This window comes from Deinococcus sp. QL22 (assembly GCF_023370075.1).
Taxonomy (GTDB): domain Bacteria; phylum Deinococcota; class Deinococci; order Deinococcales; family Deinococcaceae; genus Deinococcus.
The window spans coordinates 66,697-92,113 of record NZ_CP097154.1; the positions used below are offsets into that span (position 1 = coordinate 66,697).

General features: G+C 59.7%; 26 protein-coding genes and 3 pseudogenes. 17 read left to right on the plus strand and 12 right to left on the minus strand.

The annotated features are described in order from the left end of the window. Positions 1 to 7: 7 nt before the first annotated feature. The 4 genes from M1R55_RS26790 to M1R55_RS26805 all read left to right on the plus strand — a co-directional run bounded on the left by M1R55_RS26790 (position 8) and on the right by M1R55_RS26805 (position 4,184). Positions 8 to 1,201, plus strand: a complete 1,194-nt coding sequence (locus tag M1R55_RS26790; RefSeq protein WP_249396295.1) for a transposase — start codon at positions 8 to 10, stop codon at positions 1,199 to 1,201. 69 nt (positions 1,202 to 1,270) lie between these two features. Further along, positions 1,271 to 1,855 (plus strand): hypothetical protein, encoded by a 585-nt coding sequence (locus tag M1R55_RS26795; protein ID WP_249396296.1) that lies wholly within the window; start codon positions 1,271 to 1,273, stop codon positions 1,853 to 1,855. A gap of 277 nt (positions 1,856 to 2,132) precedes the next feature. After that, positions 2,133 to 2,681, plus strand: coding sequence for a GNAT family N-acetyltransferase (locus tag M1R55_RS26800; protein ID WP_249396297.1), 549 nt, complete (start codon positions 2,133 to 2,135; stop codon positions 2,679 to 2,681). A gap of 192 nt (positions 2,682 to 2,873) precedes the next feature. Then, positions 2,874 to 4,184, plus strand: coding sequence for a hypothetical protein (locus tag M1R55_RS26805; RefSeq protein WP_249396298.1), 1,311 nt, complete (start codon positions 2,874 to 2,876; stop codon positions 4,182 to 4,184). 326 nt (positions 4,185 to 4,510) lie between these two features. Here the strand turns inward: M1R55_RS26805 and M1R55_RS26810 are convergent, their stop codons facing one another. Continuing rightward, positions 4,511 to 5,332 carry a class I SAM-dependent methyltransferase gene (locus M1R55_RS26810; protein ID WP_249396299.1) on the minus strand — a complete coding sequence of 274 codons (822 nt, stop codon included), beginning with the start codon at positions 5,330 to 5,332 and terminating at the stop codon, positions 4,511 to 4,513. 388 nt (positions 5,333 to 5,720) lie between these two features. Here M1R55_RS26810 and M1R55_RS26820 point away from each other — a divergent pair. Continuing rightward, positions 5,721 to 6,432, plus strand: a pseudogene (locus M1R55_RS26820) (IS6 family transposase). A 15-nt stretch (positions 6,433 to 6,447) separates the two neighbouring features. On the opposite strand, the pseudogene M1R55_RS26825 reads toward M1R55_RS26820, so the two are convergent. The 7 genes and pseudogenes from M1R55_RS26825 to M1R55_RS26850 form a co-directional block, all read right to left on the minus strand. Then, positions 6,448 to 6,798 (minus strand): annotated as a pseudogene (locus M1R55_RS26825) (transposase); the annotation flags it as partial. 18 nt (positions 6,799 to 6,816) lie between these two features. Continuing rightward, a complete protein-coding gene (locus tag M1R55_RS26830) occupies positions 6,817 to 7,287 on the minus strand; it encodes a transposase (RefSeq protein ID WP_249392828.1) in 471 nt (156 codons plus the stop codon). 35 nt (positions 7,288 to 7,322) lie between these two features. Continuing rightward, entirely contained in the window at positions 7,323 to 7,844 is a 522-nt protein-coding gene (locus tag M1R55_RS26835; protein WP_249396300.1) for a helix-turn-helix domain-containing protein, read from the minus strand. 31 nt (positions 7,845 to 7,875) lie between these two features. Next, a pseudogene (locus M1R55_RS26840) lies at positions 7,876 to 8,482 on the minus strand (IS630 transposase-related protein); the annotation flags it as partial. A 56-nt stretch (positions 8,483 to 8,538) separates the two neighbouring features. Next, a complete protein-coding gene (locus tag M1R55_RS32485; protein WP_371827178.1) occupies positions 8,539 to 8,859 on the minus strand; it encodes a transposase in 321 nt (106 codons plus the stop codon). 21 nt (positions 8,860 to 8,880) lie between these two features. Beyond that, entirely contained in the window at positions 8,881 to 9,153 is a 273-nt protein-coding gene (locus tag M1R55_RS32490) for a hypothetical protein (protein WP_371827329.1), read from the minus strand. A gap of 20 nt (positions 9,154 to 9,173) precedes the next feature. Further along, positions 9,174 to 9,644 (minus strand): helix-turn-helix domain-containing protein, encoded by a 471-nt coding sequence (locus tag M1R55_RS26850; protein ID WP_249392045.1) that lies wholly within the window; start codon positions 9,642 to 9,644, stop codon positions 9,174 to 9,176. Between the two features lie 325 nt (positions 9,645 to 9,969). Between M1R55_RS26850 and M1R55_RS26855 the strand changes: the two genes are divergently transcribed. The 9 genes from M1R55_RS26855 (at position 9,970) to M1R55_RS26895 (ending at position 21,371) form a co-directional block, all read left to right on the plus strand. Further along, positions 9,970 to 11,328, plus strand: a complete 1,359-nt coding sequence (locus tag M1R55_RS26855) for an aminotransferase class III-fold pyridoxal phosphate-dependent enzyme (protein WP_249396301.1) — start codon at positions 9,970 to 9,972, stop codon at positions 11,326 to 11,328. 214 nt (positions 11,329 to 11,542) lie between these two features. Beyond that, complete coding sequence (locus M1R55_RS26860; protein ID WP_249396302.1) at positions 11,543 to 13,057, plus strand: CoA-acylating methylmalonate-semialdehyde dehydrogenase; 1,515 nt, start codon at positions 11,543 to 11,545, stop codon at positions 13,055 to 13,057. A gap of 40 nt (positions 13,058 to 13,097) precedes the next feature. Next, on the plus strand, positions 13,098 to 14,273 hold the full coding sequence (locus tag M1R55_RS26865) for an anhydro-N-acetylmuramic acid kinase (RefSeq protein ID WP_249396303.1): 1,176 nt from the start codon (positions 13,098 to 13,100) through the stop codon (positions 14,271 to 14,273). A gap of 105 nt (positions 14,274 to 14,378) precedes the next feature. Next, complete coding sequence (tal, locus tag M1R55_RS26870; protein ID WP_249396304.1) at positions 14,379 to 15,314, plus strand: transaldolase; 936 nt, start codon at positions 14,379 to 14,381, stop codon at positions 15,312 to 15,314. A gap of 405 nt (positions 15,315 to 15,719) precedes the next feature. After that, positions 15,720 to 16,583, plus strand: coding sequence for a MurR/RpiR family transcriptional regulator (locus M1R55_RS26875; protein ID WP_249396305.1), 864 nt, complete (start codon positions 15,720 to 15,722; stop codon positions 16,581 to 16,583). Positions 16,584 to 16,629: 46 nt separating this feature from the next. Beyond that, entirely contained in the window at positions 16,630 to 17,898 is a 1,269-nt protein-coding gene (locus M1R55_RS26880; protein ID WP_249396306.1) for a sugar ABC transporter substrate-binding protein, read from the plus strand. Positions 17,899 to 18,047: 149 nt separating this feature from the next. Continuing rightward, positions 18,048 to 18,989, plus strand: a complete 942-nt coding sequence (locus M1R55_RS26885) for a carbohydrate ABC transporter permease (protein ID WP_249396307.1) — start codon at positions 18,048 to 18,050, stop codon at positions 18,987 to 18,989. Beyond that, entirely contained in the window at positions 18,986 to 19,864 is an 879-nt protein-coding gene (locus tag M1R55_RS26890; protein ID WP_249396308.1) for a carbohydrate ABC transporter permease, read from the plus strand. The genes M1R55_RS26885 and M1R55_RS26890 overlap by 4 nt, the downstream gene beginning before the upstream one ends. Positions 19,865 to 19,877: 13 nt before the next feature. Then, positions 19,878 to 21,371 carry a glycoside hydrolase family 3 protein gene (locus tag M1R55_RS26895; protein ID WP_249396309.1) on the plus strand — a complete coding sequence of 498 codons (1,494 nt, stop codon included), beginning with the start codon at positions 19,878 to 19,880 and terminating at the stop codon, positions 21,369 to 21,371. Here the strand turns inward: M1R55_RS26895 and M1R55_RS26900 are convergent. Further along, positions 21,346 to 21,597: an ATP-binding protein gene (locus M1R55_RS26900; protein WP_249396310.1), complete on the minus strand. Its 252-nt coding sequence runs from the start codon at positions 21,595 to 21,597 to the stop codon at positions 21,346 to 21,348. The genes M1R55_RS26895 and M1R55_RS26900 overlap by 26 nt on opposite strands. 64 nt (positions 21,598 to 21,661) lie before the next feature. Between M1R55_RS26900 and M1R55_RS26905 the strand changes: the two genes are divergently transcribed. Both M1R55_RS26905 and M1R55_RS26910 read left to right on the plus strand, forming a co-directional pair. Next, complete coding sequence (locus M1R55_RS26905; protein ID WP_249393826.1) at positions 21,662 to 22,198, plus strand: helix-turn-helix domain-containing protein; 537 nt, start codon at positions 21,662 to 21,664, stop codon at positions 22,196 to 22,198. Next, positions 22,168 to 22,710: a transposase gene (locus M1R55_RS26910; RefSeq protein ID WP_249395927.1), complete on the plus strand. Its 543-nt coding sequence runs from the start codon at positions 22,168 to 22,170 to the stop codon at positions 22,708 to 22,710. The genes M1R55_RS26905 and M1R55_RS26910 overlap by 31 nt, the downstream gene beginning before the upstream one ends. An 18-nt stretch (positions 22,711 to 22,728) precedes the next feature. Here M1R55_RS26910 and M1R55_RS26915 read toward each other — a convergent pair whose 3' ends face one another. The 3 genes from M1R55_RS26915 to M1R55_RS26925 form a co-directional block, all read right to left on the minus strand. Next, a complete protein-coding gene (locus M1R55_RS26915; protein ID WP_249396311.1) occupies positions 22,729 to 23,184 on the minus strand; it encodes a hypothetical protein in 456 nt (151 codons plus the stop codon). Between the two features lie 344 nt (positions 23,185 to 23,528). Continuing rightward, entirely contained in the window at positions 23,529 to 23,693 is a 165-nt protein-coding gene (locus M1R55_RS26920; RefSeq protein WP_249396312.1) for a hypothetical protein, read from the minus strand. Between the two features lie 158 nt (positions 23,694 to 23,851). Continuing rightward, positions 23,852 to 24,499: a DUF1990 family protein gene (locus M1R55_RS26925; protein ID WP_249396313.1), complete on the minus strand. Its 648-nt coding sequence runs from the start codon at positions 24,497 to 24,499 to the stop codon at positions 23,852 to 23,854. A 225-nt stretch (positions 24,500 to 24,724) separates the two neighbouring features. On the opposite strand from M1R55_RS26925, the gene M1R55_RS26930 reads away from it, so the two are divergent. Continuing rightward, positions 24,725 to 25,378 carry an HAD family hydrolase gene (locus M1R55_RS26930; protein WP_249396314.1) on the plus strand — a complete coding sequence of 218 codons (654 nt, stop codon included), beginning with the start codon at positions 24,725 to 24,727 and terminating at the stop codon, positions 25,376 to 25,378. The last annotated feature ends 39 nt before the right edge of the window (positions 25,379 to 25,417 follow it).

Genomic DNA, 25,417 nt, shown 5'->3' on the forward strand with positions numbered 1-25,417 from the left:
TCTGTTTGTGAAGACCGAAAATGCCACCGGGGACGCCCCCCGACTGTACCAAGCGATCCTGCCCCACCTCCACCCCGCCCTGTGGAACGACGTCCGCAACGCCCGTACGCTGGCCTGGATGGTCAGCGGCTTGGTGCTGTCCCAGAGCGTTTCCATTCCCTCCTGGCTGCCGCACATCCACTCCCAGGCCACGGTCGCCCAGAGCACCGAACGTCGCTGCCGACGGTGGCTGGAGAATCCAGCCATCGCCCCTGGCAGTGTGTATGGCCCCCTGATTACCCGAGCCTTGCGGGATTGGGGCCCGCATTCCCTGACGCTGGCGCTGGACACCAGCATCCTGTTCGGACGCTTCTGTCTGATCCGGGTGGCCGTCCTCTACCGGGGACGCGCGGTACCGCTCGTCTCCCGCGTCCTAGAGCATGCCAGTGCTCAGGTCGGCACCGAACAACTCCTGCCTGTCCTCGCCGAGGTCAAAGGCCTGCTGGATTTTCTTGGGCTGCACGATGTTCGACTCCTGGCGGATCGGGGTTTTTGCGACACGGCCTTGATGGGCTGGCTCCGCGTCTGCGGATGGCACTTCCGCATCCGCATCAAATCGAGCCTGATTCTGGCCGCTCCAGACGGGCAACGGGTCTGCACCATCGGGGAAATCAAACTCGCAGCGCGAAACGCGCTGCTTCCACAACGTCACGATCACCGGACACCGATTTGGGCCGGTGTGATGGTTCTGGGCCGTCCCACGGACGGCCCAGAGCAGTGGCAGGTGGTGAGCGATGAACCCACCAGTCGTGCAACGTTTGCTGAGTACGGCGAGCGCTTCCAAATAGAGGAAGGATTCTTGGATGATAAGAGTGGCCTCTTCGGTCTGGAGGACTCCAAACTGCGTGATGCCGCCAGCCTCGAACGCCTGATCCTGGTGATCTCTGTGGCCACGCTCCTGCTCGTCTCCGAAGGACTCCAGCTCGTGCAGCAGGGTGTGCGCAGAACCATTGATCCCCATTGGAACCGCGCCCTGAGCTATTTGAAACTTGGTTTACGCGGCGTCCACTTCGCGCTGAGCCGGGGGCAGGCAGTACTCAACCGCCTGACGCTCCAAGGAGGCGCCGATCCGGCGCCTCCCGGACGTCGCAAGAAATCGCATGTCAGTTCTGTGGACGCTTTAGAAGGCGGCTGGGTGCTCAGATTTCGCTCTCCCTCATAAATTGTGTCAGGCCGTCAGGGGGGCACCGTCACCTCAACAGCGGTGGAGGAGGAACGCTGGGAGGGTAAAGTGTCCTTTGGTGTCCGTCTAGAGCCAAGTGCTGGCTGGTCATCTAAATTGGTCGATGAAGCTCTCTTAAAACATAAGTTTTCTCGAGAATCAGTGGGTAGGCAAGAGATTCAAGCGCGCTGCGTGGAATTCGTGGATGATGTATGGAACTGGAAGCCTTTTCAGTTCACAATTGATTCCACATCAGCAGAAAACTATGAATCCAGTCACTTTTCGATTGACACTCTCATAGCGTACCGGGTTGATGACGCAGGGAATGACAGCCGAACTCTGATGGTGCAATTGCGTGAGGACAAACGCCGTGTCAGTGGGACACATGTCGATACTTGGGATTGGAGTACGGGTGAGCTCTATTCCGGCAATCAGTGTGCGACTCTGCCGCGACCCACTGGAAGTCGGACGTACGCACTAAGTCACTTGTATCTCATTCCTGAGTCCAAAGTCCTAACGCTGAATTTGGACGACTTTAGCAAAGGACAGCGCTGGACGAAGAAGATCCCTGCTGCTGATATCGGCTACGCTCTCAATTCTGATGGTCTGACTGGTGATGTCGAGGTCATTGTCGAGAAGGTGTTCACTGATTAGGTGACTCGACACTGACATTCGAACTTTTCGAGAGGTGCCTACAATTCTCTCCTCCCGTGTTCAGCGCACGTTCTTTCGAACTCGCTGCGCTCTATTGATCCAGAAGATGATTGCGAGAGGCTTAGCTGTAGACATCCGATTGGGATGCGCAGTTCCTAGGTCTTGCTACCGAAGTCGGGGAACCACTTGCAAACCTGCTTCTGGGTTTGGAGTGCGCTACAACAGTTGGATCTTCGTATGTTCAAAGAGAGTCGTGACTTCCTCAATGGTGACTTACATGACAAAAACATCTGCGCCCGTCTTACATACAGAACGTCTTGTGCTTCGCGGGCATCAGGAAACAGATTTTGAGGCCTGTGTAGCGTTATGGAGTAACCCGGTGGTTACGCGCTATACCACCGGACAGCCAGTTGCTCCACAGGACGTATGGACGAGGTTGCTTCGTCACCTCGGCCATTGGATGCTTTTCGGCTTTGGGTATTGGCTGGTGTTCGAACGCTCAACAGGGCGATGTGTGGGGGAGATGGGCATCGCCAGGTTCAAGCGGGACGTCTTGAAGGATCATGCCGTACTCGACCCACTGCCGGAAGCTGGCTGGGTGTTGATGCCTTGGGCTCACGGGCAAGGCTTTGCGCTTGAGGCTCTCGGAGCCATTTTGCAGTGGCGTGACCTGAATCTAAGCCAAGGGGATACCTTTTGCCTCATTGACCCTGCAAATATGCCGTCTTTGAGACTTGCGGCGAAGGTGGGCTTTCAACCGTATCTCAAAATAGACAGTAACGATAAACCTGTTGAAGTGCTGCTACGTCGAGGAAGGTCGCCCTGATTGCGCTGGCACGCAAGATCCTCCGTACGAGTTTTGCCGTCCCGCAGTCACCAAAGCCCTTTGACCCTGGGTATCAGCGTCCCAAGATCGGCTTTTGAGAGCTTTACGTCAGCGCAGTGGTTGCAATTTCATTAGGGGTCAGGCTCGCTCTTCGTCACACCGACGTCACACAGGCTGACCTACGCTCTCCTCATGAAGCACTTCCTGCAATGGCTGGCTCTGAGTGCGCTTCTGCTGTCCTCCTCTGCTCTCGGGACTGGCGTAGCAGGCACCGATGCCAATAACAACGGAATTCGGGACGATGTCGATGCCTATATTCAAGCTGACACTCTCTCTCCGGCTCAGCGGACGGCATCTGAAGAATACGCTCGACTGCTTCAGAGGCTGGTGGTAGGAACGCCTCCGGTCACCAGCACTGGACGCGATCCCCTGCTCGCGCTCTTAGAATCGGGGAGGCCGGACTGGGCGGATCTCGCGCGTGAGTTGCGAGCCCGAACAGTCAACACGGGCCAGCGCCTGAACGCTTACGCCCAGGCGCTGGCCGGAGCTGGCCCGCGCTTCATGCCGCTTCTGCCAGCAGGCTCGGAAGACTGCCCCAACGGACAATGCACGGTGCTGATCTTTCAAAACGGCATCCTGAACTCCGAGGAAACGGCTCTGAAAAGCATGCTGGCACTGCGCCGCCTGATGGGCGAATCCATTGGTAACCAGCGCCTGTACTACGCCCTCAACTATAATCCCACTGAGGGATTACGCGATGTCGTGGAGGTGTTCCGCCAAAAATTTGGAGAGCAGGACTCCGGCGCAGCTGTGTTTGCGGCCAGTTTCGGAGAACCGTCTGACCTCTCGAGCGTCGCGACGAGTTTGCTGACCAAAAAGGTAAACGCAGCCGTCAAGGTGCCGACCACGGTCACCGGATGGTTGCAGGCCTTGTCTAACCCGACCAGTGTGCTTCCACAGTCTCAAAACCTTGTGCCCAGCCCAACTGAGGTCTCGGCGGCTCTGCGAGACTACACCGAGACGTACCTCAATTCCTTGGTGCAGGCAACTCTGCGCTTGCGAGACCGCACATCAGCCACACACTACATGGATCAGAACGCCTTACGGCTCACCGATGGAGTGGAGGCTTATTTGCGCCAGGGACTCCATGTGGTTCTGGTCGCCCACAGCCAGGGCAATCTCTACGCTGAGGTCGTGGCGCGGGAGTTGACACGGCGGAGCGTACCCACAGAACGTTTTGCAGTCGTGGGAATTTCCGTTCCCAACGCACAGGCTCCAATGGGGGGAGCGTACGTCTCGACTCAAGCCGATCTCATCCTAGGCGCCCTGCGACTGGTGTTTCCGGTGCTGCAAGCCAACGACGATTCGGTTCCAATGGGGCAACCCGGTGGGGCCTTTTTGGGTCACGCCTTTGTGGACGTCTACACCAACCCAAGCTATAAGGTCTCACAGAAAGTGGCGGAGGCAATCAGACAGACGGTCGAGCAGGTCTCGGGGCGCTGATCCTGAAAGAGAGGCAGAACGGTTGGGGGGTCTACTCCCCAGGCACTCGGGTCTTGCACAGGGTAGACCGATGAATCCAGCGGTTTTACAGGCCTGTTGAGACTTGGGCTTCGGCAAATGCACCCTATGAGCTTGTTGAGGACTCAAGACCGAGGCTAAAGCGGCTGATGGTGTCGGGTGTGATGTCCTCCAGCAGTTGGACGGCTGTCAGTGGAAACCAGGGCCTGCCTTCTTAAGGTCGAAGGGTCAAGCCTCAGTAGCTGACACTTTGGGATAAAGAGTGTCTGAGACGCAGAGCAGAGTCGTCCCAGGCTTGAAGGCCCCTGTCACCCTGCTTCGGCCACCACCACCAGAGCCTGCATCTGCCCTTCCACCGCTCCTGTTCCGAAGCGGGCGGCCATTGCCGCGCTCGCCTGCTCGGTGGCCACCTGGAGTACGTCCGGTTCTTGCGCCTCCAGTTCGTTGCGCATCGGTGTGCCCTGGCAAAGCGCCATTGCTGGCAAGTGTGGAGCGTCTGCGCGACTTTGGGCGGTCATGGTCGAGATCCTAGGCAGCCGGGTAAAGCCAGCGCGCACCAGGTCGTCCTGAATCACCGCGGGGTCGAAGTACCCGTGAGGGATCCGGGTCAAAAAGGGCGGTCGGTCTGCTCTGAACAGTGGCCGAACCGCCTGTAGAACCGTATCGGCAAATTCATTGTTCTCGACGCGATCCCAGACGTTAAAGATGAACTGACCTTGCGGACGCAGCACGCGCCTGGCCTCGCTGAAGGCCTGCACCTTGTCGGCGAAAAACATCACCCCAAACTGGCACACGACCACATCAAAGCTCTGATCGGGAAAGGGGAGGCGTTGCGCGTCCGCCTGACACCACTCGACAGGACGGACACTTGCGGTCTGTGCCGCCTGATCCAGCATGGGCTGGCTGAGATCGGTGGCAATAATGGTGACGTCGTGGGTGAGCACCCGCGCCAGGTGGCGCGTCACAACGCCCGTCCCGGCGGCGAGTTCCAGGACACGGTTCGGCCGCATGTCCGCCACCCGGGCCGCCAGATCGGCAGCATAGGGTTCGAAGAGCATCGGCACCAGGTACTGCGCGTAGAACTGCGGAATGGAGCCGGCGAACAGGGGGCTGGATTCAGAAGACATCATGGCTCTCCTTCTCGTCTTGGACTCCACGTCACCGGCTCCCGATCCCATGTCTCTCCACCCACTAGAGGGTGGACACGTTGCAACATAGGCAGCCGGCACTTCGGAGTCACTGTTGTCTGGAACGCAGAAAAGCAGCGTTAAGGGCAGTAACTGAGTCTGTGACGACAACCAGAACGGCCCTGCTCTATGCTGACACGCTCGCTGCCTCCCTGAAAGACCGTCTGCTACATCGCCGCACCGCAAGATTGCCTGATACCTTCCGCGCACCGCTGCACTGGACTCCAAGACGAGAGTCGCTGCGTGGGTCTTCCACGAGGCGCAGCTGAAGCCGCAGGACGTCTTGGACGGGTTGTGTTGCCTTAATTGGGGTGGGTTAGGCGGACCTATCGTGACTGACCCAAAACCGTATCGTCACCGATTCAGGGTGACCATCATTCAGCACGCGGTTTGGCTCTCCCACCGCTTTCCTATCAGCTCCCTAGACGTTCAGGAATTGCTCCACCAGCGCGGCCCAACAGGTCAGCCACGAGACCCTGCGCGAGTGGTGTATCCCATTCGGCCCTCTGTTCGCCCACGAACTACGCCACCGGGAACCCCGACGGGGTTCCCGGTGGCACATGGACGAGGTCTGTACCACGGTAGACGGAATCAGACACTGGCTCTGGAGAGCTCTTGATGAGCACGGCTTCGTGCAGGGTATCCTGCTTGGGCGGCACCGCGATACCGATGCTGCGAAGACCTTTCTGACCAGACTTCTTGGTGAATACGCTGTCCCAGCGGTCATTCATACGGATGGGCTGCGGAGCTACGGAGCCGCGATTCGAGAGATCCCGAGGCTGGTGAATGTTGACCACCAGCAGGTGATCAGTGACGCCCCATGCAACAACATGACCTGGCAAGAACATCGCTCAACACGGCGACACGAGCGAAGTCAGCAAGGATTAGGGTAGCGAAAACGTGTGCAGGAATGTCTGAGTCTGCACGCCCGAACCCTGAATCTTCACCATCACTCCCGAAGGGGCGTTTCCACTCGCACCAGAAGAAACAATCAGAAGCAAGCATTCCAGACCTGGGCAACGGTCGCGGCAGAGATGGCTTGATCCCTAGAGCATTTGTCACAAGAGATCTTTCAGAAGGGCGCGAGTGAACCAATGCCCCACCTGTTGTCCAGAACTTGTCTTCAGGGCGTCACCCATGCCTTCAATCAAGCGATCCACACTCCGCCGTGCATCACCACGCAGGACACTCTTGATCTGCGAGAACAACCACTCAATGGGATTGAGATCCGGACTGTAGGACGGCAAAAACAGCAGCGTGCACCCTTGATCTTCAATGAGCGTCCGAACGGACGCTCGATGGTGTGAGGGGAGATTGTCCATGATGACCACCTGATCTCGCGTCAAGGCAGGGCACAGCTCGTGTTGGACGTCGTATTCGAAGCTTACAGCGGTCACCGGCCCATCTAAGTACGCCGCATTTAACATCTAGATAAATCTTGCCCCAAGAATCTTCAACCCAGTCACGAGTGCGGCCCGAAGTTCAGTCACGGCGTTGTAACAACGACGCGGCATCAAGATGCCCTTCAGCTTCCGCCACACCTCCTCAATGAGGTTTAAAAAGGGCGCATAGGGTGGAAGGTATCGAAGGAACAGCCCCTGCTGTTCCCAAGACGCGCGTTGTTCCCTGAGTTTCGCGCCCTTGTGAAAGGGCGCATTGTCCAGGACGACGACCGTGAGCTGATCTGGGTCACAGCCGGAGGCCAAGGTGTTCAAATACGCGATGACCTGATCCCCGTTGCAGCTGCCTTCCAGTTCGCGAACTTCGAGCTGTTCTTCGCAGGCGTGCATGCTGTAGGTGCCGATGAGGTTGATCCGTCCCGACGATCCCCACCGAGTGGGGATCTCAAACTGTTGCCCGGAACCCCGCTTAAACCACGTCGCTCCCACCGATAACATCAGAGAAAGTCCGGTCTGATCGAGATATTTCAGGGTCAGCTTGCCGTCCAGTGCCCCCTTTTTAGGGTTTCCAAAGAAGCCTGATGCGGGGCAATGAGTTCAGGATCGAGCGTCTGAGCCGGTGAATACCGGGCGCGTTTCCAGCTATACCCCAGGCGTTGCAGGTGATTGGCCAATGCACGAGGTCGAATCCCCACCCCAAACTGCTGTGCGAGGCACTCGCACAGCAGTGGAGCGTTCCAGAAGCGCTGCTCCTGCAGTTTCTCGTGGAGAAACTGCTCCATCTCGGGGGTCACTTTCGAAGGCTGTCCCGGTGGACACTCGTCGCTCAATCCTGGAATGCCGCGCTCTTCGAAACGGGTGAAGTCGTGGTGGATGGCCTGATGGTTCCGGCCAAAGTGCGCGGAGAGTTGGGGAATGCTCCAGCCCTGTCGATGCAGCCGGAGAATGCTGGCCCGCAGACGAACCTTCGGGTGGGTATATGGACTGGTCTCCAGTTCTCGAAGCAGCGCATCAGCGTCTTCAGAAATGTCAATGCGGCGGGCAGGACGGGCCATGCTTAAGTCTACATGCTAAATGCGTTGTACTTAGAACCAGCGGGGCCACTGGCCCCGCTGATCCCAGTGCACAGATCAGGGTGTCGTTTTTGCCGTGATGGCGAGGCACGACACTGACCGCCCGCTGGTTGCTGGGCGCGCGGGCGTAGCCGCGCGTCATGGACGTGTTGAAGCCACTCTCATCCACAAAGATCAGGCGTTCAGGGTGATTGAGGTCGGGCTAGGGGTCGTTCAGGAACACCGTGCGGCGTTCCTCACGGCGTTCTCTGGCGACCAGCGTTTTTTTTGTGGGTGAGGTGATGGCGGCGAAAGACCCGATCCACCGTCTTGAAACTGACCTTGAGTCCCGTGGCTGCTTCAAGCAGAACCGCGTGCCCCTGTCACGTTGCGTCCCCATGGCTCTCTTATTGCGCCAGGAGCTGCTCTTCGTGGGTGGGCGTCACCGCACGGTGACGCCCCGTCGGTGTTGGGACGACGTGGAGGGTGTGGTCACGATGGCGGGCCAGGTACCGCTGGACCGTCGTGACATGCACGGAGAAGTGCTGGGCCGCTGGTGCAGGCGAGGCTCCACCCTCAACCACAGCAACGATGCGCGTCCGCAACGCCAACCCGTAGCCTCGCACTCCAGCAGTGTTCATCCGTCTATTCTGACAAATGCTCTAGTGGACAGCCACAGGCATGTCTGTAGTTATTCTCACGCTGGGTCGTGCCGTCCGAGCTTCTCCCGCGCAGCTGGTGTTGAGAATTGCCAGTTCACGCGCACCGCCCGCGCATTGCGGTCGGTTTCCCAGGCCTGTATCTCACGCTCGACGGCCTCTTTGCTGGCCAGACGTTGCCCAAGACACTGACGTTGCAGGGCCGACCATTCGAGTTCGGCCATGTTCAGCCAAGACGCATGTTTTGGCGTGTGTACCCACTCAAATCGACGAGTCAATGGCCGGGCTTCCTCTGCCGGAAGAGGTTGATATAACGCCGCTGGGCTGTGTGTCGACAGCTGATCCAGGACGAGTGTGATCTTCTCTGCCTCGGGAGAGCGTCACTCCAGGCTCTGGAGTTGCGCTGCGAACTCCGCATTTCCTCGTCGCTCGGTCACCGTGACCGTACGTTGACCCGTCAGGGGTTCGAAGGCCACGAAGAAATTCACCGTGCCGCACCGCTTGTCTTCATGATCCACCCGTGCCGGGAATCCCGGCACGGGTGGCCATGGCTCACGGACATGATCAAGCAGCTGGTAGGATGTTTCATCGAAGCAGATGACCGGCCGCGAAGCGTCGTAGGGCTGAGCATACGTGTCCAGCACAGCTTCCATGCGCCAGACGAAGTCCGCGCCTACCTGAGCGACACACCCACTTTGAACTTGCCACGGTCCCTGCGCGTTTTTTTCAGTGTGCGCCGCACCGTCTCGTCACTACTACTGTCCACCACGCCTAAGGTCACCAGACGATCAGCCAAGAGCTGCATCGTCCACTTCTCCCGACCATCAGGTGCCCGACAGACTTCGGCAATCAGGATCGCCGTCTGCTGAGGATCCAGTTTCGGGGGCTGCTGAGGACGCTCTTTTTCGTACAGGGCAGCCTGCAGGCCGCCCTCAGCGTACTTCTTGCGAATGGATGCCACAGTCGCAGCATTGACGCCCTGACGCTGGGCCACCTCCTGATCGAGGAGCCCTTGCTCGCTCAGCAACAGCAGACGTGCGCGGGTCATGACCCGCGCACTGTGCACGCCTTTGCGCGTCATGTCCGTCAGCTGTTGCCGCTCATCGTCACTCAGCTTCACAACCCACTGCTTCTGTCGTCCCATTCCTGAGTCTAACCCATGTCATGCCTGTGGCTGTCCATTAGGTCATCCCATTGGGCGCAAGTAGACCTCAGTAAGCTGAAGTTCATCAATTGATTCACCGAGCGAAGAGAGTCTGTTGCCCTGGGAATCGGCTCGTAGGGCCGCTTGCGGAGTGGTTCCGGTGCTCTCCCGGAAAATCGCAATGTTAAGTGCGCCCTACTCAACCGGACTGTGCAAGTAACGCGCCGTGCAAGCCCAGGGTCGCGCCAGCTTGGACACTCTGTCTCTCGCGTTGGCGGGCAAATGAACCTAAACTGAAGCCACATCCAATTCAGGGAGGTCACTTATGCCCGATTCTTTTCCGCAGGCTCATCCCGACAGCCGCCAGATTATTCATGATAACCGCGACTACACGCTGTTTTCCTGGAGTGTGCAGAACACCACCAACCCGATTCATATGACGGGCGGCAAGGGCAGCCACTTTTTTGACGGCGACGGCAACACCTGGCTCGATTTTTCCAGCCAACTGATCAATATCAACGTGGGGCACCAGCATCCCCGTGTGCTTCAGGCCATCAAAGATCAGGTAGACGTGATGTGCTTCGCTGGCCCCAGCTTTGCCACCGATGTCCGCGCCACATTGGGCAAAAAGCTGGCGGAAGTCACGGGCTTAGGCAAAAGCTTCTTCACGCTCGGCGGCAGCGAGGCCAACGAGAATGCCATGAAGATGGCCCGTCTGTACACCGGGCGCGACAAGATCATCACCCGTTACCGCTCCTATCACGGCGCGACGATGGGCAGTATGACGGCTTCCGGCGATCCGCGCCGCTGGCCCGTGGAACCCGGCGTGCCCGGCATCGTGCGGGCCTTCGATCCGTACTGTTACCGCTGCCCGTTCGGCAAAACGCCCGATTCCTGCAACCGCGAATGCATCTCTCACATCGAAGAAATTATTCAGATGGAAGGCCCGCACAACATCGCCGCGATCATGGTGGAAGGCATCACCGGCAGTAACGGCCTGCTCGTGCCGCCCGACGATTATTACCCCAAGCTCCGTGCCCTGTGCGACAAGTACGGCATCCTCCTCATCGACGATGAAGTCATGAGCGGATTTGGCCGCACCGGAACCTGGCTCGCCACCCAGCATTACGGCATCAAGCCCGACATCGTGACCTGCGCCAAGGGCCTCACCAGCGGCTATATGCCCCTCGGCGCAATGATCGTCAGCGACGCCATTGCCGAATATTTCGAGACCCATTTTCTGGCGGGCGGCCTGACATACAGCGGCCATCCGGTGAGCCTCGCGGCGGCCATCGGCAACCTCGCCGTGTACGAAGAGGAACACCTGTTTGAACACACCCGCGAACTCGGCGCGTACCTTGGGCAGCGGCTGGAAGCCATCAAGGCCCGCTTCGCCTGCGTGGGCGACGTGCGCTACAAGGGCCTGTTCAGCGTCATCGAACTGGTGAAGGACAAGGCCACCAAAGAACCGCTCGCGCCCTTCAATGGCACCTCGCCTGAAATGGGACGGCTGGCCGCGCACATCAAGAGCAAGCACGTGTACGCCTACAGCCGCTTCAATTTTCTGTGGGTCTGCCCGCCGCTCGTGGTCACCAAAGAAGAACTCGATCATGGCCTGAGCGTGTATGAGGAAGCACTGGCCTTGGTCGATCAGATGATCGCGGGGCCAGTGGCGGCGGATTGAAGGGCATTCGCGTTGCTCACCCACCCCCCAGTTGCTTCGCAACGGCCCCCCTCTCCTGCGGAGCTGTACCAGTCAAGAGGGGCTGAGAAAGACAGAAAAAGAGCCTGCGTTTTAGCTCCTCTCCCTTGAGGGGGAGGCTGGGAGGGGTGAGTGTAGCGAAGCGATTACTCTTTCTCCTGCCTCTTTCCTACTTTCCACAACCGAGGTTCCTCCCATGACTGCAACCGCTCCAACCCCCACCGTTCAAACCCTCGCCCACTGGCTCAACAACGCCCCCGCTGCCGGACAATCAGGCCGCAGCGCGCCTGTGTACAACCCCGCCACCGGACAGATTCAGGCGCAAGTGCCGCTAGCCAGCACTGCCGAACTTGACGCCGCCGTGCAGATCGCCACGGCTGCGGCCAAAGTGTGGCGTGCGACTTCGCTGGGCAAGCGTTCCGAAGTCATTTTCAAGTTCCGTGAACTGCTGGTAGCCCGCAAAGACGAACTCGCCCGCATCATCACCCGCGAGCATGGCAAGGTGCATTCCGACGCGCTGGGCGAAATTGCACGCGGCATCGAGAACGTGGAATATGCGTGTGGCATCCCCAATCTGCTGAAAGGCGGCTACTCCGAACAGGTCAGCACGGGGGTAGACGTGTACTCCATTCAGCAACCGCTGGGCGTGGTGGCGGGCATCACGCCGTTCAATTTCCCGGCGATGGTGCCACTGTGGATGCTGTGCAATGCGATTGCCTGCGGGAATGCCTTCATCCTGAAGCCCAGTGAGAAAGACCCGTCTTCGGCTCTGTTTCTGGCCGAATTACTGAAGGATGCAGGCCTGCCAGAAGGCGTGCTGAGCGTGGTTCACGGCGACAAGGAAGCTGTGGACGCGATCTTGAACCACCCCGGTATTGCCGCCGTGAGCTTCGTGGGCAGCACGCCGATTGCCCGCTACATCTACGAAACCGGAACCAAGAATGGCAAGCGGGTGCAGGCCCTCGGTGGAGCTAAAAACCACATGCTGGTGCTGCCCGACGCCGATATTGGGATGGCTGCCGACGCCGCCGTATCTGCTGCCTACGGTTCGGCTGGAGAACGCTGCATGGCTATCAGCGTGCTGGTGGCGGTGGGCGGCGCGGGCGATCAGCTCATCAGCGCTATTCAGGAACGCATTCCAGCCCTGAAAATTGGCCCCGGCGACGTGGCAGGCAACGAAATGGGGCCACTCATCACCCGTGAACACCGCGACAAGGTGGCAGGCTATATCGCTTCGGCAGAGCAACAGGGCGCAACAGTGGTCGTAGACGGACGCGACGCCCACTTCGACGGCGACGGCTTCTTCCTCGGCGTGTCGCTGCTGGACAACGTGAAACCCGGCATGGCCGCCTACGACGATGAAATCTTTGGCCCGGTGCTGTGCGTGGTGCGGGCCGACACCTACGCGGAAGGGCTGGAACTGATCAACAACAACGAATTCGGCAACGGCACCGCCATTTTTACCCGTGATGGCGGCGCGGCCCGCCAATTCCAATTCGATGTGGAAGTCGGCATGGTGGGCGTGAATGTACCGATTCCCGTGCCTGTCGCCTATTACAGCTTCGGCGGTTGGAAGGCCAGTCTGTTTGGCGATACCCATATGTACGGGCCAGAAGGGGTCAAGTTTTACACCCGCTCCAAGGTCATCACGTCGCGCTGGCCCGATCCAGCAAGCAGCAAGGTGGATCTGGGCTTTCCGCAAAACCGCTGATCTGCTGCTCTGGTCAATGAAAATGCTCTAGCCTGCGCCCATGACTGCACCCTCTCCACGCGTGCTGGGCCTGATGAGCGGCACCAGCGCCGACGGCATAGACGCCGTGCTGACCGAGTTTCCCGGCTGGCCTGCACTACACGGCTTTGGCTTGGCGCAGGGGAGAGATGGGCCACCCGCGCTGTCCGAAGTTACCGGAAGAGTGCGGGTGCTGGAACACCGTTTTACGCCCTTCTCCGACGACCTGCGGGCCGCCATTCTGGCGGCTGGCCGGGACACTTCCAACTCATCTGACCTCGCCCAACTGCATTTCTGGTTGGGCGAACTGCTGGCCGAAGCCGCCGCCAAACTGTCCGACAAGGCTGACCTGATCGCCTCACATGGGCAGACGGTCATGCACATTCCGCGTGTGGATGAGGGCCGGGGCTGGATGCGGCGGGCCACCCTGCAACTGGGGGAAGCCGCCGTGATTGCCGAGCGCACCGGGAAACCTGTCATCTCCGATTTCCGTCCCGCCGACCTCGCCGCAGGAGGGCAGGCCGCGCCACTCGTGCCGTTTGCCGACAGAATTATGTTTGCTGAAGCAGGCGTGCGGCGGGCCATTCACAATCTGGGCGGCATTTCCAACCTGACTTATTTGCCCGGAGTGGGCGAGCAAGTGCTGGCCTTCGACACTGGCCCCGCCAACGCCCTGATCGACGAAGCCGCCGCCTTAGCGGGCCAACGCTACGACGAGGGCGGGCACTTGGCAGCCAGTGGGCAGGCCGATCAAGCCTTGGTCAATCTGTGGTTGAAAGATCCCGAACTCCTGACCCCGCCGCCCAAAAGCACAGGCCGCGAGTACTGGACACTGGCCCATCTGCCCGGCGCATCGGGCCTGTCTGTGCCCGATCTGGCAGCCACTGTCACTGCCTTTAGCGTGCAGGCTATTGCCCAGAGTTACGCGAGGTTTGTGCTGCCACACGGCCTAGACGAAATCGTGGTGGCGGGCGGCGGAGCCTTCAATCCTGTATTCATGGCGCAGTTTCGGGCGGCTCTGGCCCCCGTTCCCGTGCTGACCTTCGAGGAAAGGGGCTGGAACTCTACGGCGCGGGAAGCAGCAGCTTTTGCGGTGCTGGGCTACTACGCCGCTCAGGGCTGGCCCAACACTTTGCCGCGCACCACCGGGGCCAAACATGCCGTTATTGCGGGCAAACTGTCGTTGCCGCCGAGGTAAGCAGAAGCCAGACCGTGCGTGTGCTAACACTTAAAGTTTGCTCCAGACTCCAGGGGAGTAGCATCAGCACCGAACGACCAATCGTGCATGACCGGAGGAACAACCATGAACAAACTGGAACAACTGAAAAGCATGTCTATCGTGGTGGCCGATACGGGCGACATAGAGGCCATCAAGCTGTATCAGCCCCGCGACTGCACCACCAACCCGTCCCTGATTCTGAAGGCGGCGCAATTGGTGGGCTACGGCTCTCTACTGACGGCGGCCCGCAGCAGCGTTTCGGGCAGCGAAAACGTGGACGCCGTCATTGACCGCCTGACTGTACAGATCGGCGCAGAACTGACCCGCATCGTGCCCGGCGACGTGAGCACCGAAGTGGACGCCCGGCTGTCCTTCGACAAGGACGCCATGCTGAGCCGCGCCCGTCACCTGATCGCGCTGTACGAGGGCCAGGGTGTGGGCCGCGACCGCATTCTGATCAAGCTGGCGGCCACCTGGGAAGGCATTGGGGCCGCCCAGATATTGGAGAAAGAAGGCATTCGCTGCAACCTGACTCTGATTTTTGGGCTGGAACAGGCGATTGCCTGCGCTCAGGCGGGCGCGTACCTGATTTCGCCGTTCGTGGGGCGCATCACCGATTGGTACAAAAAGTCCACTGGAATCAAGGATTATCCCATCGACGAAGACCCCGGCGTGCAGTCTGTACGCAAGATTTACAGCCACTTCAAGGAACAGGGGTACGCCACTGTGGTCATGGGCGCGTCGTTCCGCAGTGCCGCACAGGTGGAAGCCCTCGCCGGATGTGACCGCCTGACCGTCAGCCCGCAACTGCTGGGGGAACTGGCCGCCGATGAAGGCGTGCTGGAGCGCCAATTGCAGCCCAGCGAGGGCAAGCGCACCGAAACCGAGATCAGCGAAGCCGACTACCGCTGGAGCCTCGCAGAAAACCCGATGGCAGGCGAGAAGCTGAACGAAGGCATCCGGGGCTTTCATCAGGACACCCAGAAGTTGCGCGAGTTGCTGGCCCAGGTTCCCGCTTAAACTTCCTTCGATTCCAGCGCCGTTCCCGATCTGGGACGGCGCTTTTTTCTGCCTCCATAGGTTCAGTCTGACAAAGCTGAAAATATCTTTCAGACCAATACATCAAGGGAGGACTTTCACAGGTTACGATCTCGACGATTCGGCCCACGTTGCTATAAATCCTATCCAAGACGCTTGGAATTGGCCTCTGCAAACTGCTTTCCAGGAGTGGGTTGAGCGTTGGCCTCCTCCCAACAGGCGCTAGATTCCCTACACAATCCCATTTCTGGCTGAAATTTTCAGCTTGCCACTTGACATGGGTAATTATTTTTATCATGATGTGGTTACAACCAACACAGTTGCGCCACATCACCAGAACAGCAGTTGTCAACCTTTGTTCTCCGCCTGTTGTCAGGAGGTTACGCATTGCCCACCGTTCCCCTGTCTTCTCCCGCGCCGCCCGCTGGCGTGCTGGGCCGCATCCGCCTGCAATCTTCCGCCCTCTCGCCCAGCCTGAAACGGGTTGCCGACCACGTCTCACTTGACGCCGACACCGTGATGCACCAGACGATTACCGAGTTGGCCCTGCAAGTTGGGGTAGGGGAGGCCACCATTACGCGGCTGTGCCGCAAGTTGGGATTCGCCGGATTTCACGCTTTCAAAATCGCTCTGGCCACAGACGTGCTGGGCCGCCCACCACCGAAACCTTCTGGCCCCGGAATAGCCCAAACGCACGCGCAAGCTTTGGTTCGGCAGTGCGCCCAGACGCTGGAAGATACGGCCCATTTGCACGACCCAGCCGTGATGGACGTGGTGGCAGAGGCTCTGGCCCGTGCCCCCAGAGTAGACCTGACCGGGCAGGGCAACAGCGGTTTACTGGCCCAGTATTTCGCCCACCGCCTGATGAGATTGGGCATCACTGCCGTCGTCCACACCGATCCTCACCTTGCCGCCGTCAGTATCAGCGCCATGCCACGCGGCGGAGTCGTGATTGGCCTCAGCGGAAGCGGAAGCACCATAGACACCGTGCAGCACCTGAAATTAGCACAGTCTCACGGTCATTTCACTGTTTCGATTACCCACCGCGCCAGCAGCCCAGTCACCCGTTACGCTAGCGCCGTTTTATTCGCCTCGACCCAGGAAGACCCGCTCACCGACAGCGTTCTGGGCACACTTACTTCTCAGGCGCTGGTGCTGGAAATGCTGTACGCCGCTGTTCTGGCCCGCCGCCCCGAAAGCCACGCCATGTTGCGGGTGACCGCAGAAAGCGTGGTGGACAAGAAATATTAGATTTCCTTCTCACTCAGGCCACCCGGCCCATTCTCAAGGAGTCCCTATGAAATACGCCCTGCGCCTGCTCACTCTCGGCCTCGCTTTCAGCGCCACTTCCGGCCACCTCAGCACCGCCGCCGCCCAGCAGCCCGTCGAAATCCAGTTTTGGACGTGGTACCTCAGCCCCAAATTCGATCCGTACATCAAGACCACCATCGCCGCCTTCGAGAAGGCCAACCCCAATATCAAGGTCAAATGGTTCGACAAGCAGGCCACGATGGTGCAGGACTTTATCGCCAGCGTGAACATGGGCGGCGCACCCGACGTGGTAAACCTGAACATCGACGAGACCGCCAAAGCCGCCCAGAACGGCTTCCTGCGGGCAGTTGACGGCTTGACCGCGCCCGCTACCCTCAAAACCACCTTTTACCCGCAAACGCTGCGGAACTTTACGATTGGCGGCAAAGTCTACGGCTACCCCTGGTACGGCTCGTTGAATGAAGGCGTGCTGCTGTACAACCCCGATCTGCTGAAAAAAGCGGGTGTGAGAGCGCCGCGCAACATGACCGAGATGCTGAACATGGTGAAGGCCGTGAAAGATAAAACGGGCGCTTATGCGTGGGTTCCGGCCCTGAAAGACCCCGGCGGCGCGTCGTTCCTCGGCTACTTCTTCTCCGATGGTCTGCCGATTTACAACGCCAGCGGTCAGGCGGCCTTCAACTCGCCCGCGCATATTGCCCTGCTGCAACGCTACGTCGACCTGTTTAAAGGCGGCTACCTGCCCGAAGACGCGCTAAGAAAAGAAGCCTTCCAGTTGGCAACCGAGTTGTACGCCCAGAACAAAGTCGCCATGATCGTGGGCGGGCCGCAAGCCCTGAACCGCATCAAGGACTCCAACCCCAGCCTGTACGCCAAAACAGTGGTCACGACTGCGCCGCTGGGCAAGGCGGGCGTGCAGACCGGCACCAGCATGGGCATGGTCATTCCCACCGCCAGCAAGCACCCCGCCGAGGCTGCCAAGCTCGCTGCCTTCTTTACCAACAACGCCAACCAGATCGCTTTTGCCAAGATCGTGCCGATTGTGCCGACCACCGCCGCCGCCCAGAACGATCCTTTCTTCAAGAAAGTCAGCACCGATCCTATTGCCAAAGCCACGAGCTTGGTGGGTGCATCGGGCCGCTTTATCAATCCCGGCTTCAAGGTTCCCGGCAACAGCGACGATTTGTACAAGAACTTCAGCGACAACATAGAAGCCGCTATGCTGGGCAAGAAAACAGCGGCTCAGGCGTTGAATGATACGGTAAGCTATTGGAATACGAATATGAAGAAGTAAGGGTCTGGGGCAAAGAATTGACTTCTGCGCCCTAACCCCTTGGCCCGCCTGCCGAATAGTGGGGCGGGCCGCTGCTTGGATTGAGCGACTTTAGACAACCAGTCGTTAACTTAAATCCCGGATTTTCTCCCCCATCAAGGAGGTGTTTCATGACCCGTGCCCAGCGCACCCAAACACCGCGCACCCGTTCCGATTTTTCATGGCGTGACACGCTGATGTCCTACGCATTTTTAGCCCCCGCCCTCATTCTGCTGACCCTCTTTACCTTCTATCCGCTGGCCTACGGCAGTTATCTGGGGTTCACCGAATATGGCGGGGCGCGGTTTGGGCAGGGATTGCCGCCCAAATGGATTGGCATCGAAAACTTCCGCACCCTCTTTGCCGATCCGCTGTTTCTGACTTCTCTGGGCAACAGCGTGAAATATCTGGTCGTGGTGCCCGTGTTGCAGTTGGCGTCACTGGCGGTGGCCGTGCTGGTCAACAAAAATCTGCCCGGCATGCCATTTTTCCGGGCAGCCTACTATGTGCCCGTCGTCACCAGTATTTCTCTGGCCGCCGTGATGTGGGAATGGGTCTACAACAAAGACGGCACGCTGAACTGGGTGCTGGGGGCGCTGCATCTGCTGCCGGGCGGCGCAGTCGGCTGGCTGAACGGCGAGTCCACCGCGTTCTGGGCCGTCATGCTTGTCACGTTCTGGCGCGGCTTCGGCTATTACATGGTGCTGTATCTGGCCGGACTACAGGGCATCCCCGAAGAACTGGAAGAAGCGGCGGTGCTGGACGGCGCGTCAGCGTGGCAGCGGTTCTGGCAAATCACGGTGCCGATGATGAAACCCACGATTCTGCTGTGCAGTCTGCTGTCGACCATTGCCGCCCTGCGCGTGCTGGAAGAAGTGCTGGTACTCACCAACGGCGGCCCGCTGAACAGCACGTATACCGCCCTCATGTACGTCTATTCCAAGGCATTTCAGGGCTTCAACTTTGATTATGGGCTGGCAAGTGCGGCGGGTCTGGTGGTAGCAGTGGTGGCATTGGCCCTGTCTGTCGCTAACTTCCGCCTGTTCCGTGACAGCGATGGAGACGACAAATGAGCGCCGTAACAAGACCCATTGTGCAGACCGTCCCGCACCGCAGGAGCAACAAAAAGGCGCTTCGGCTGGTGCTGCGTTACGTTATGCTCACCGTCGTCCTGATCTTCGCTGTGTTCCCGTTCGTCTGGACTTTTGCGATTGCTATTACCGACAAACGCGCTGGAACCAGCATCTACGATTTCCCGGCCAGCCTGTTTCCCAAGGCCGTGACGCTGAACAATTTTCTGGAGGTTTACCGCACCTTCGAGTTGGGCAAGTACGTTTGGAACAGCATTTCTATAACGGCGCTGACGGTGGTTGGCACGTTGATCGTTTCGGCTTTGGCTGCCTATCCGCTGGCCCGCTTCCGTTTTCCGGGCCGCAATATCATCTTCGCCATCATCGTGGCGACGTTGGTGTTGCCGGGAGAAACCACCTTTATCGTCAATACCCTGACCCTCAAAAACATGGGCCTGCTGGGGACACATCTGGGCGTGGTCATCCCCACCATCGCGGGTGCATTCGGCATTTTCCTGATGCGGCAGGCGTTTCTGGGCGTGCCTACCGCCCTACTGGAAGCCGCGCGACTGGACGGTGCGGGCGAGATGACCATTCTGACCCGCATTATGTTGCCATTGAGCAAGCCTTCGCTGGCCGCACTGGGCATTTTTACGCTGGTGGGCACCTGGAATGCCTACTTCTGGCCCATGCTGGTGCTGTCTGCCGCGCCCGACAAAGCGCCCCTGAGCGTAGCCGTGCTGCGTCTGAAAGGGCAATTCAACTACGATCCCTTTAACATCGCCGCCGGATCGCTGATCATGATGTTGCCCGTACTGCTGGTGTTTCTGGCGGCCCAGCGCTACTTCATGAAGGGAATGGAAGGTGCAGTTAAATAATGGAGGCCCAGCAATGACGGCTCTGCTCCCCAACCGCACCCTGATTATCGACCTGCCCGGCCCCGACCTTACCCCCGCACAGGCCCGCTTTTTGGCCCAGCACAGCTTCGGCGGTGTGTGCCTGTTTGCCCGCAATTTCAGCACGCCGCAGCGCACGGCCCAACTGGTGAAGGATATTCGGGATGCGCTGGGCCACGACGCGCTCATTGCCACCGATCAGGAGGGGGGCGCGGTGCTGCGGCGATTAGACCGTCCACACGCACCCACGCCGCAAGCTTTGGGCGTTATCGGCAGCGAGGAAGCGGCGCGGGAAGCTGGCCGAATCGCCGCACGCGGGCTGATCGAACTGGGCATCAACTGGAATTACGCGCCCAGCTTGGATGTGAACGTGAACCCGCTGAATCCGGTGATCGGAGAGCGGGCCTTTGGCAGTGACCCTGAATTGGTGGCCCGGCTGGGTGTGGCATGGGCGCTGGGCAGTGAGGAAGAGGGCGTGCTGAGCGCCGTGAAACACTTTCCGGGGCATGGCGACACCACCCAGGACAGTCACTTGACCCTGCCCACCGTGAACAAATCCCACGCCGAACTGGAGCAGACCGAATGGCGGCCTTTCCGGGCGGCAGTGGCGGCAGGCGTGGGGAGCATCATGACCGCTCATATCGTGTACTCCGCGCTGGACGCCGTGCAGCCCGCCACCCTGTCGCCCGCCTTTCTGACCGATCTTCTCAGAACCGACTGGAAGTATGACGGCGTAGTTGTGACCGACGCCACCGACATGCACGCCATTGCAGACCGCCACCCCCACGGCGAGGCGGCTCCTCTGGCGCTGCTGGCCGGGGCCGACGCCGTGCTGAGTTGCGGGCACGGTGATCTGAACACCCACGCCGACCACGCTTTGGCACTACAGCGGGCGCTGGATGAGGGCCGATTGTCGCCCCGGCGTGTGGCACAGGCTCTAAGCCGTCTTGAACGTGTCGCCTCCCGTTTTCCCGGTACGCCACGCCCCTATTCCCTGCCTCAGCAACAGGCGGATGAAGAACAGATTGGAGCTTGGGCCGCTCAGAGCCTCGGCTTTAGCGGCGATTGGCCCACGCTCGACCCTGCCGCACCGCTCCTCCTTATCGTCCCTGAGACCAGTGACTTGGGCGGCCCCTACGGTGACGCGCCCAGCGGTGCAGCTCTGGCCGACGCGATCCGCCCTCACTTTCCCGCCCTGCAAGTGGGCCTGTTGCGCCGTGACCCGGCAGAAGCTCTGGCTTTGCTGACTCAGTTTCCCACTGCCCCCATCCTGTTCGCCACCACCAACCGTTGGAGCTTAGGTGCGGCTCAGACAGCACTTCTGCCGACACTGCAAACGCGGCCCCATGTCATTCATCTGGCGCTCTGGAACCCAGAACATGCCGCCGCCCTGCCTTTTCCGGCCCTAATATCGCACGGATTCCGGCCTGCCAATTTACAGGCCGTGGCGCAGGCGCTTGCGGTCAGTCGCCCGCACGGGGCAGGGTAACAAAGAAGGTCACGCCCCGGCCCTCCTCACTTTCGACCCGGATGCGGCCCCCATGCCGCCCGACGACCCGCCGAACGTTCGACAATCCCGGTCGGCCAAAATCGGTCTGACGGGGTACCGAGCGGTTAAAGACCTCGAATAGCCGGTCTCCGACGCTGGCCGGAAAGCTGCGCCCATTATCCCAGAACCGCAGGATCACGAAGCGGTCCGGCGGCTGGGTGTCCAAGCCGATTTGCGTGTCGGGATTATCCCAAGTGTCTTCTAAGTATATCCTTGCTAAGCTTTGAGGAATGACTCCTCCAGCCCGACACCTGTCGCTGAGTTCCGAAGAAGATGCGGCCCTGCGCAAGCTCGAACTGGGGGCGGGGATCAACGTCAAAGTTCGTCTGCGAGCGAGCATTGTCCGTCTGAACGCCAGTGGGATGACCGTACCGCGCCTCGCACAGCATTTCGGGCGCAACCCACAAAGCGTTCACAATGATCTGGACCGCTATGAACAGCGTGGCATCCCCGGATTGATGGATGGCCGGTCTTCGGGGCCGCCGCGCCGGGTCACCCCAGAGATGGACCAGTACCTTCAGGAGCGACTGGCTGAGCAACGGCTCTGGAACAGCGACCTCTTAGCCGAAGCGCTCCAGGAGCGCTTCGGCATCACGGTCAGTCGAGACGCGATCCGCGTCCGACTCCTGGCGCTGGGCTATTCGTGGAAGCGGGGACGCTACGCCCCGGGTCAGGTGCCTGACCCAGATGTCATTCATGAGCATCAAGCGTCGATCGAGACGCTAAAAAAGGGGCATTGGATGGCAAACTCACCCTCAAGTTTTTAGATCAGACCGGCTTGTCACTGATGCTGTCGGTCACCAATTCCTGGTTCCCACGGGGTTCCGGACGGCAGTTCAAAGTGCCCACGCGCTGGGGATCTCAAGGACGGATCAACCTCATTGGTACGCTGGCCGTGGACGCCCAAGGTGAGCATTTGGCGGTGCGGCAGTTGACCGCGTCTTGCACGCAGGATGATGTCATCGCTTATCTGGACACCCTCGCTGAACAGTCTGACGACGCGCAGCGTCGTTCAGGAACCGCTCGGTTGACGGTGGTGATGTTGGACAACGCCTCATTTCATCGCGGTCAGGCGATTCGAGCACGAGAGCCGATCTGGGCTGCCAAGGGGATGCTCCTTCGATATCTCCCAGCGTACTGCCCCATGCTCAATCGCATTGAAACGACTTGGCGCAGACTCAAAGGATTCTTGATGCCTCGGCGGTGTTACGACACCGTCAGCGAACTCCAAGCGGCCTTGTTGATCGCCCTCCAAGCCCTCGGAGCCACCCTGATCTAAAACTTAACAAGGATGTACTTAGTACAAAGGCCAGCAGCTCCACGAACACTTGCCACAGCAGCGCGTCCCCTTGACTTTGGGCAAATCTGCGACCAGCCACTCGATCTGGCGGCCCCGTGTTAGGGGAGCAAGGATATGGTGCACCTGCACCAGCAGCACATTCAGGTCAATGGGGGTTACACGCATGGCTTGGCGGTCTACCAGCGCCAAGACCCGCAGTTCCATTACCCGGATCGCTAGTTGCTCGGCCTCGCGCCGCCTCAGTTCGAACAAACGGCGCGTCTGGGTGTCCAGTTGGCCGTGCAAGCGCCGTTTCACCAATTTCAAAAAGTTCGATACCCGCTCTATTGGTTCGCCCAGATTATGAGACAGGGCGTGCGTGTAGCCGCGCAACTCCACGTTGCTTTCTTCCAGTTGTTCGGTGCGCTCGGCCAGCGCGACATAATCCAGCGCCAGCCCCGTCAACGAGGCCACCGAATGCCACCACAACTGCTCATCTTCTGTCCAGCCCTTTGCCGTTAGCGGTGCATCTGCCTGGGAATAGGGAAGGTGCAGAGCCAGTACCCCGGCGCGTGCGGGCGGCCCGGCAACCAGACAGGGCCAGACCCAAGAGGGCCAGCCGAATTTAAATCTGGTTGCCCTGGTCTACCCTGTGCCGCTCCGGTCTGTCCCCCCCTGTCTGTGCCGCTCCTGTTTGGGCCACTTGAATTGCAGGATGATGGGCATGAAAAGGCTGGCCTATCTGCAACTCGGTTTCCCTGGATTCCAGCCTCAACTCACCCAACGTCTGAATGTCTTTAACTTCGTAGGTCTTCCAATCAAAAAGCACCACTTCCAGCGGGGGTGCCGAGGTTAGGGAGGCGCAGATTTCTATAAGTGTTGCTCAATACCTCAGAGGGTGTCAGTCGGGGAATGAGGGCCACTCTGAGTTGCTGGAGCAGTTCCAAATCCTCAAGACCCGTTGCCAGGGTGCAGTTCGTCATGCACGAACTCCTCCCGCCTCCTCACAAGGCTCAGCTTTGATAAGCCTTCGGCGGTGTTTTTGAGGCTAATGCGTGAAGTAGCTCAAATGACCTTTAGGGTTTTCACATCTAGATGGCCAGCCAATTCTTGGCTGCACCCGGCCTATTTTCGGCTCGGCTCATTCCTCGGCCGAACTCCCCGCCAGCAACTCCGGCACCTGCGGCAGCATTGGCAGTTCCACCGTTTCATGCCCCCGGTTCATTATTTGCCCACCGCTATAGGCCGCCACGCTGTCTAGCACCCGCTCCCAGGTCATCCGCTGTGCCGCATGAACCCCCAGAATGTAGGCGATTCGGTCAAAGCGCGAGTTTGTTCGCATGACCGATTCCACCTGCAAGACCAGGTGCCCGGCCCGGTGTCCCGGCAGCACCCGAAATTCAGAGGTGCCAGCATCGGGATGAAGGCGCAGTGTGCGGGCGCGGAAGCCCATGTCGTCTACGTGTTCGATGACGACCCGTGCGCGGCGCGTGCCCAGCAGCAAAATCCACAACCGATCCCCCTGCGCTATGGGCGGCACCGGATGATCCAGCCCCCGGAACCAGGCCATCGCCTTTGGCGAATGCTGAGGCAGGCGGTTGCGCCAATCAGTGGCGATGTCCTGCGGCGTGCGGGTGGCCCCCTCCACTTCGGCCCAGTAGCGGCGGCGGGTCAGCGGCCCCACGCCATCTGCGGACGTGGTGGGGCGCAAAGGACTGGGCGGCCCACGCAGGATCGAGGCGGTCAGGGCCAATGCGGGCAGGGCAAGCAGAGCAATCGGGCGAACCATATCAGCCTCCAACGCCTCGAACTGGCCCGGTCAGTGGGCCTGTTTATGTTCTTCAGCAGTGGAGGCAAGATAACGGTTGCCGAACCATCAAAAACGGACTCATCCTTAAGCCAATCCAGAGGAAGATGACAGGACTTGCTGCTTCCTAGATACAGGCCGTCTTTCCTAAAGTTCTGCCCAGGCCTGTCTTATGTGCGGGGGCCATTTGCTGTCTACCTTGACCGCATGTATAAAGGCGTCATCTTTGACATTGATGGAACCCTGGTGGAGAGCAATGATGCCCACGCCCGCGCCTGGGTGAAGGCATTTGCCGATGAGAACTTGACCGTGCCCTTTGATCAGGTACGCCCACTGATCGGCATGGGCAGCGATCAGATGGTGCCCCGGCTGACCGATATTCACAAAGACACGCCCACGTTTAAGCGGCTCAGCGAGGCTTGGAAGCGGCATTTTCAGGCTGAGGAAGTGCCGCATCTGAAGGCCCAACCCGGCGTCCGTGCCCTGATAGAGCGCCTCCAAGCGCGGGGCCTGCGCCTGATCGTGGGCACCTCGGCAGATGAGGCTCTGGTGGCCGACTTGCTGAAGGTGGCTGGAGTAGACGACCTGCTCACCGACTACACCACCGCCTCGGATGTGGAAGCCTCCAAGCCGGAGCCAGACATCGTGCAGGCCGCCGTGAGCAAGCTGGGGCTGGAACCTGCCGAGGTGCTGATGGTGGGCGACACGCCCTTTGACATCGAGAGTGCGCGGAAAGCGGGCGTGGCGACCATTGCTTTGCGCTGCGGCGGCGACACCCGTTTCGAGGGCGCGGCGGCGGTGTACGCCGATCCTGGGGACTGGTTAGCACAGTTGGAACAGTCGCCGTTGGGCCAGGGGTAGGAGAGACTTCCTTTCGTTCTGCGCACATCAGGAACGGAG

Coding starts and splice junctions, on each gene's coding strand:
- M1R55_RS26930 (WP_249396314.1), top strand. CDS start 24,725: ATGTATAAAGGCGTCATCTTTGACATTGATGGAACCCTGGTGGAGAGC.
- tal (WP_249396304.1), top strand. CDS start 14,379: ATGAACAAACTGGAACAACTGAAAAGCATGTCTATCGTGGTGGCCGAT.
- M1R55_RS26890 (WP_249396308.1), top strand. CDS start 18,986: ATGAGCGCCGTAACAAGACCCATTGTGCAGACCGTCCCGCACCGCAGG.
- M1R55_RS26860 (WP_249396302.1), top strand. CDS start 11,543: ATGACTGCAACCGCTCCAACCCCCACCGTTCAAACCCTCGCCCACTGG.
- M1R55_RS26805 (WP_249396298.1), top strand. CDS start 2,874: ATGAAGCACTTCCTGCAATGGCTGGCTCTGAGTGCGCTTCTGCTGTCC.
- M1R55_RS26800 (WP_249396297.1), top strand. CDS start 2,133: ATGACAAAAACATCTGCGCCCGTCTTACATACAGAACGTCTTGTGCTT.
- M1R55_RS26895 (WP_249396309.1), top strand. CDS start 19,878: ATGACGGCTCTGCTCCCCAACCGCACCCTGATTATCGACCTGCCCGGC.
- M1R55_RS26925 (WP_249396313.1), bottom strand. CDS start 24,499: ATGGTTCGCCCGATTGCTCTGCTTGCCCTGCCCGCATTGGCCCTGACC.
- M1R55_RS26850 (WP_249392045.1), bottom strand. CDS start 9,644: ATGGGACGACAGAAGCAGTGGGTTGTGAAGCTGAGTGACGATGAGCGG.
- M1R55_RS26855 (WP_249396301.1), top strand. CDS start 9,970: ATGCCCGATTCTTTTCCGCAGGCTCATCCCGACAGCCGCCAGATTATT.
- M1R55_RS26920 (WP_249396312.1), bottom strand. CDS start 23,693: ATGACGAACTGCACCCTGGCAACGGGTCTTGAGGATTTGGAACTGCTC.
- M1R55_RS26865 (WP_249396303.1), top strand. CDS start 13,098: ATGACTGCACCCTCTCCACGCGTGCTGGGCCTGATGAGCGGCACCAGC.
- M1R55_RS26905 (WP_249393826.1), top strand. CDS start 21,662: ATGACTCCTCCAGCCCGACACCTGTCGCTGAGTTCCGAAGAAGATGCG.
- M1R55_RS26835 (WP_249396300.1), bottom strand. CDS start 7,844: ATGGCCCGTCCTGCCCGCCGCATTGACATTTCTGAAGACGCTGATGCG.
- M1R55_RS26810 (WP_249396299.1), bottom strand. CDS start 5,332: ATGATGTCTTCTGAATCCAGCCCCCTGTTCGCCGGCTCCATTCCGCAG.
- M1R55_RS26885 (WP_249396307.1), top strand. CDS start 18,048: ATGACCCGTGCCCAGCGCACCCAAACACCGCGCACCCGTTCCGATTTT.
- M1R55_RS26880 (WP_249396306.1), top strand. CDS start 16,630: ATGAAATACGCCCTGCGCCTGCTCACTCTCGGCCTCGCTTTCAGCGCC.
- M1R55_RS26830 (WP_249392828.1), bottom strand. CDS start 7,287: ATGTTATCGGTGGGAGCGACGTGGTTTAAGCGGGGTTCCGGGCAACAG.
- M1R55_RS32490 (WP_371827329.1), bottom strand. CDS start 9,153: ATGGAAGCTGTGCTGGACACGTATGCTCAGCCCTACGACGCTTCGCGG.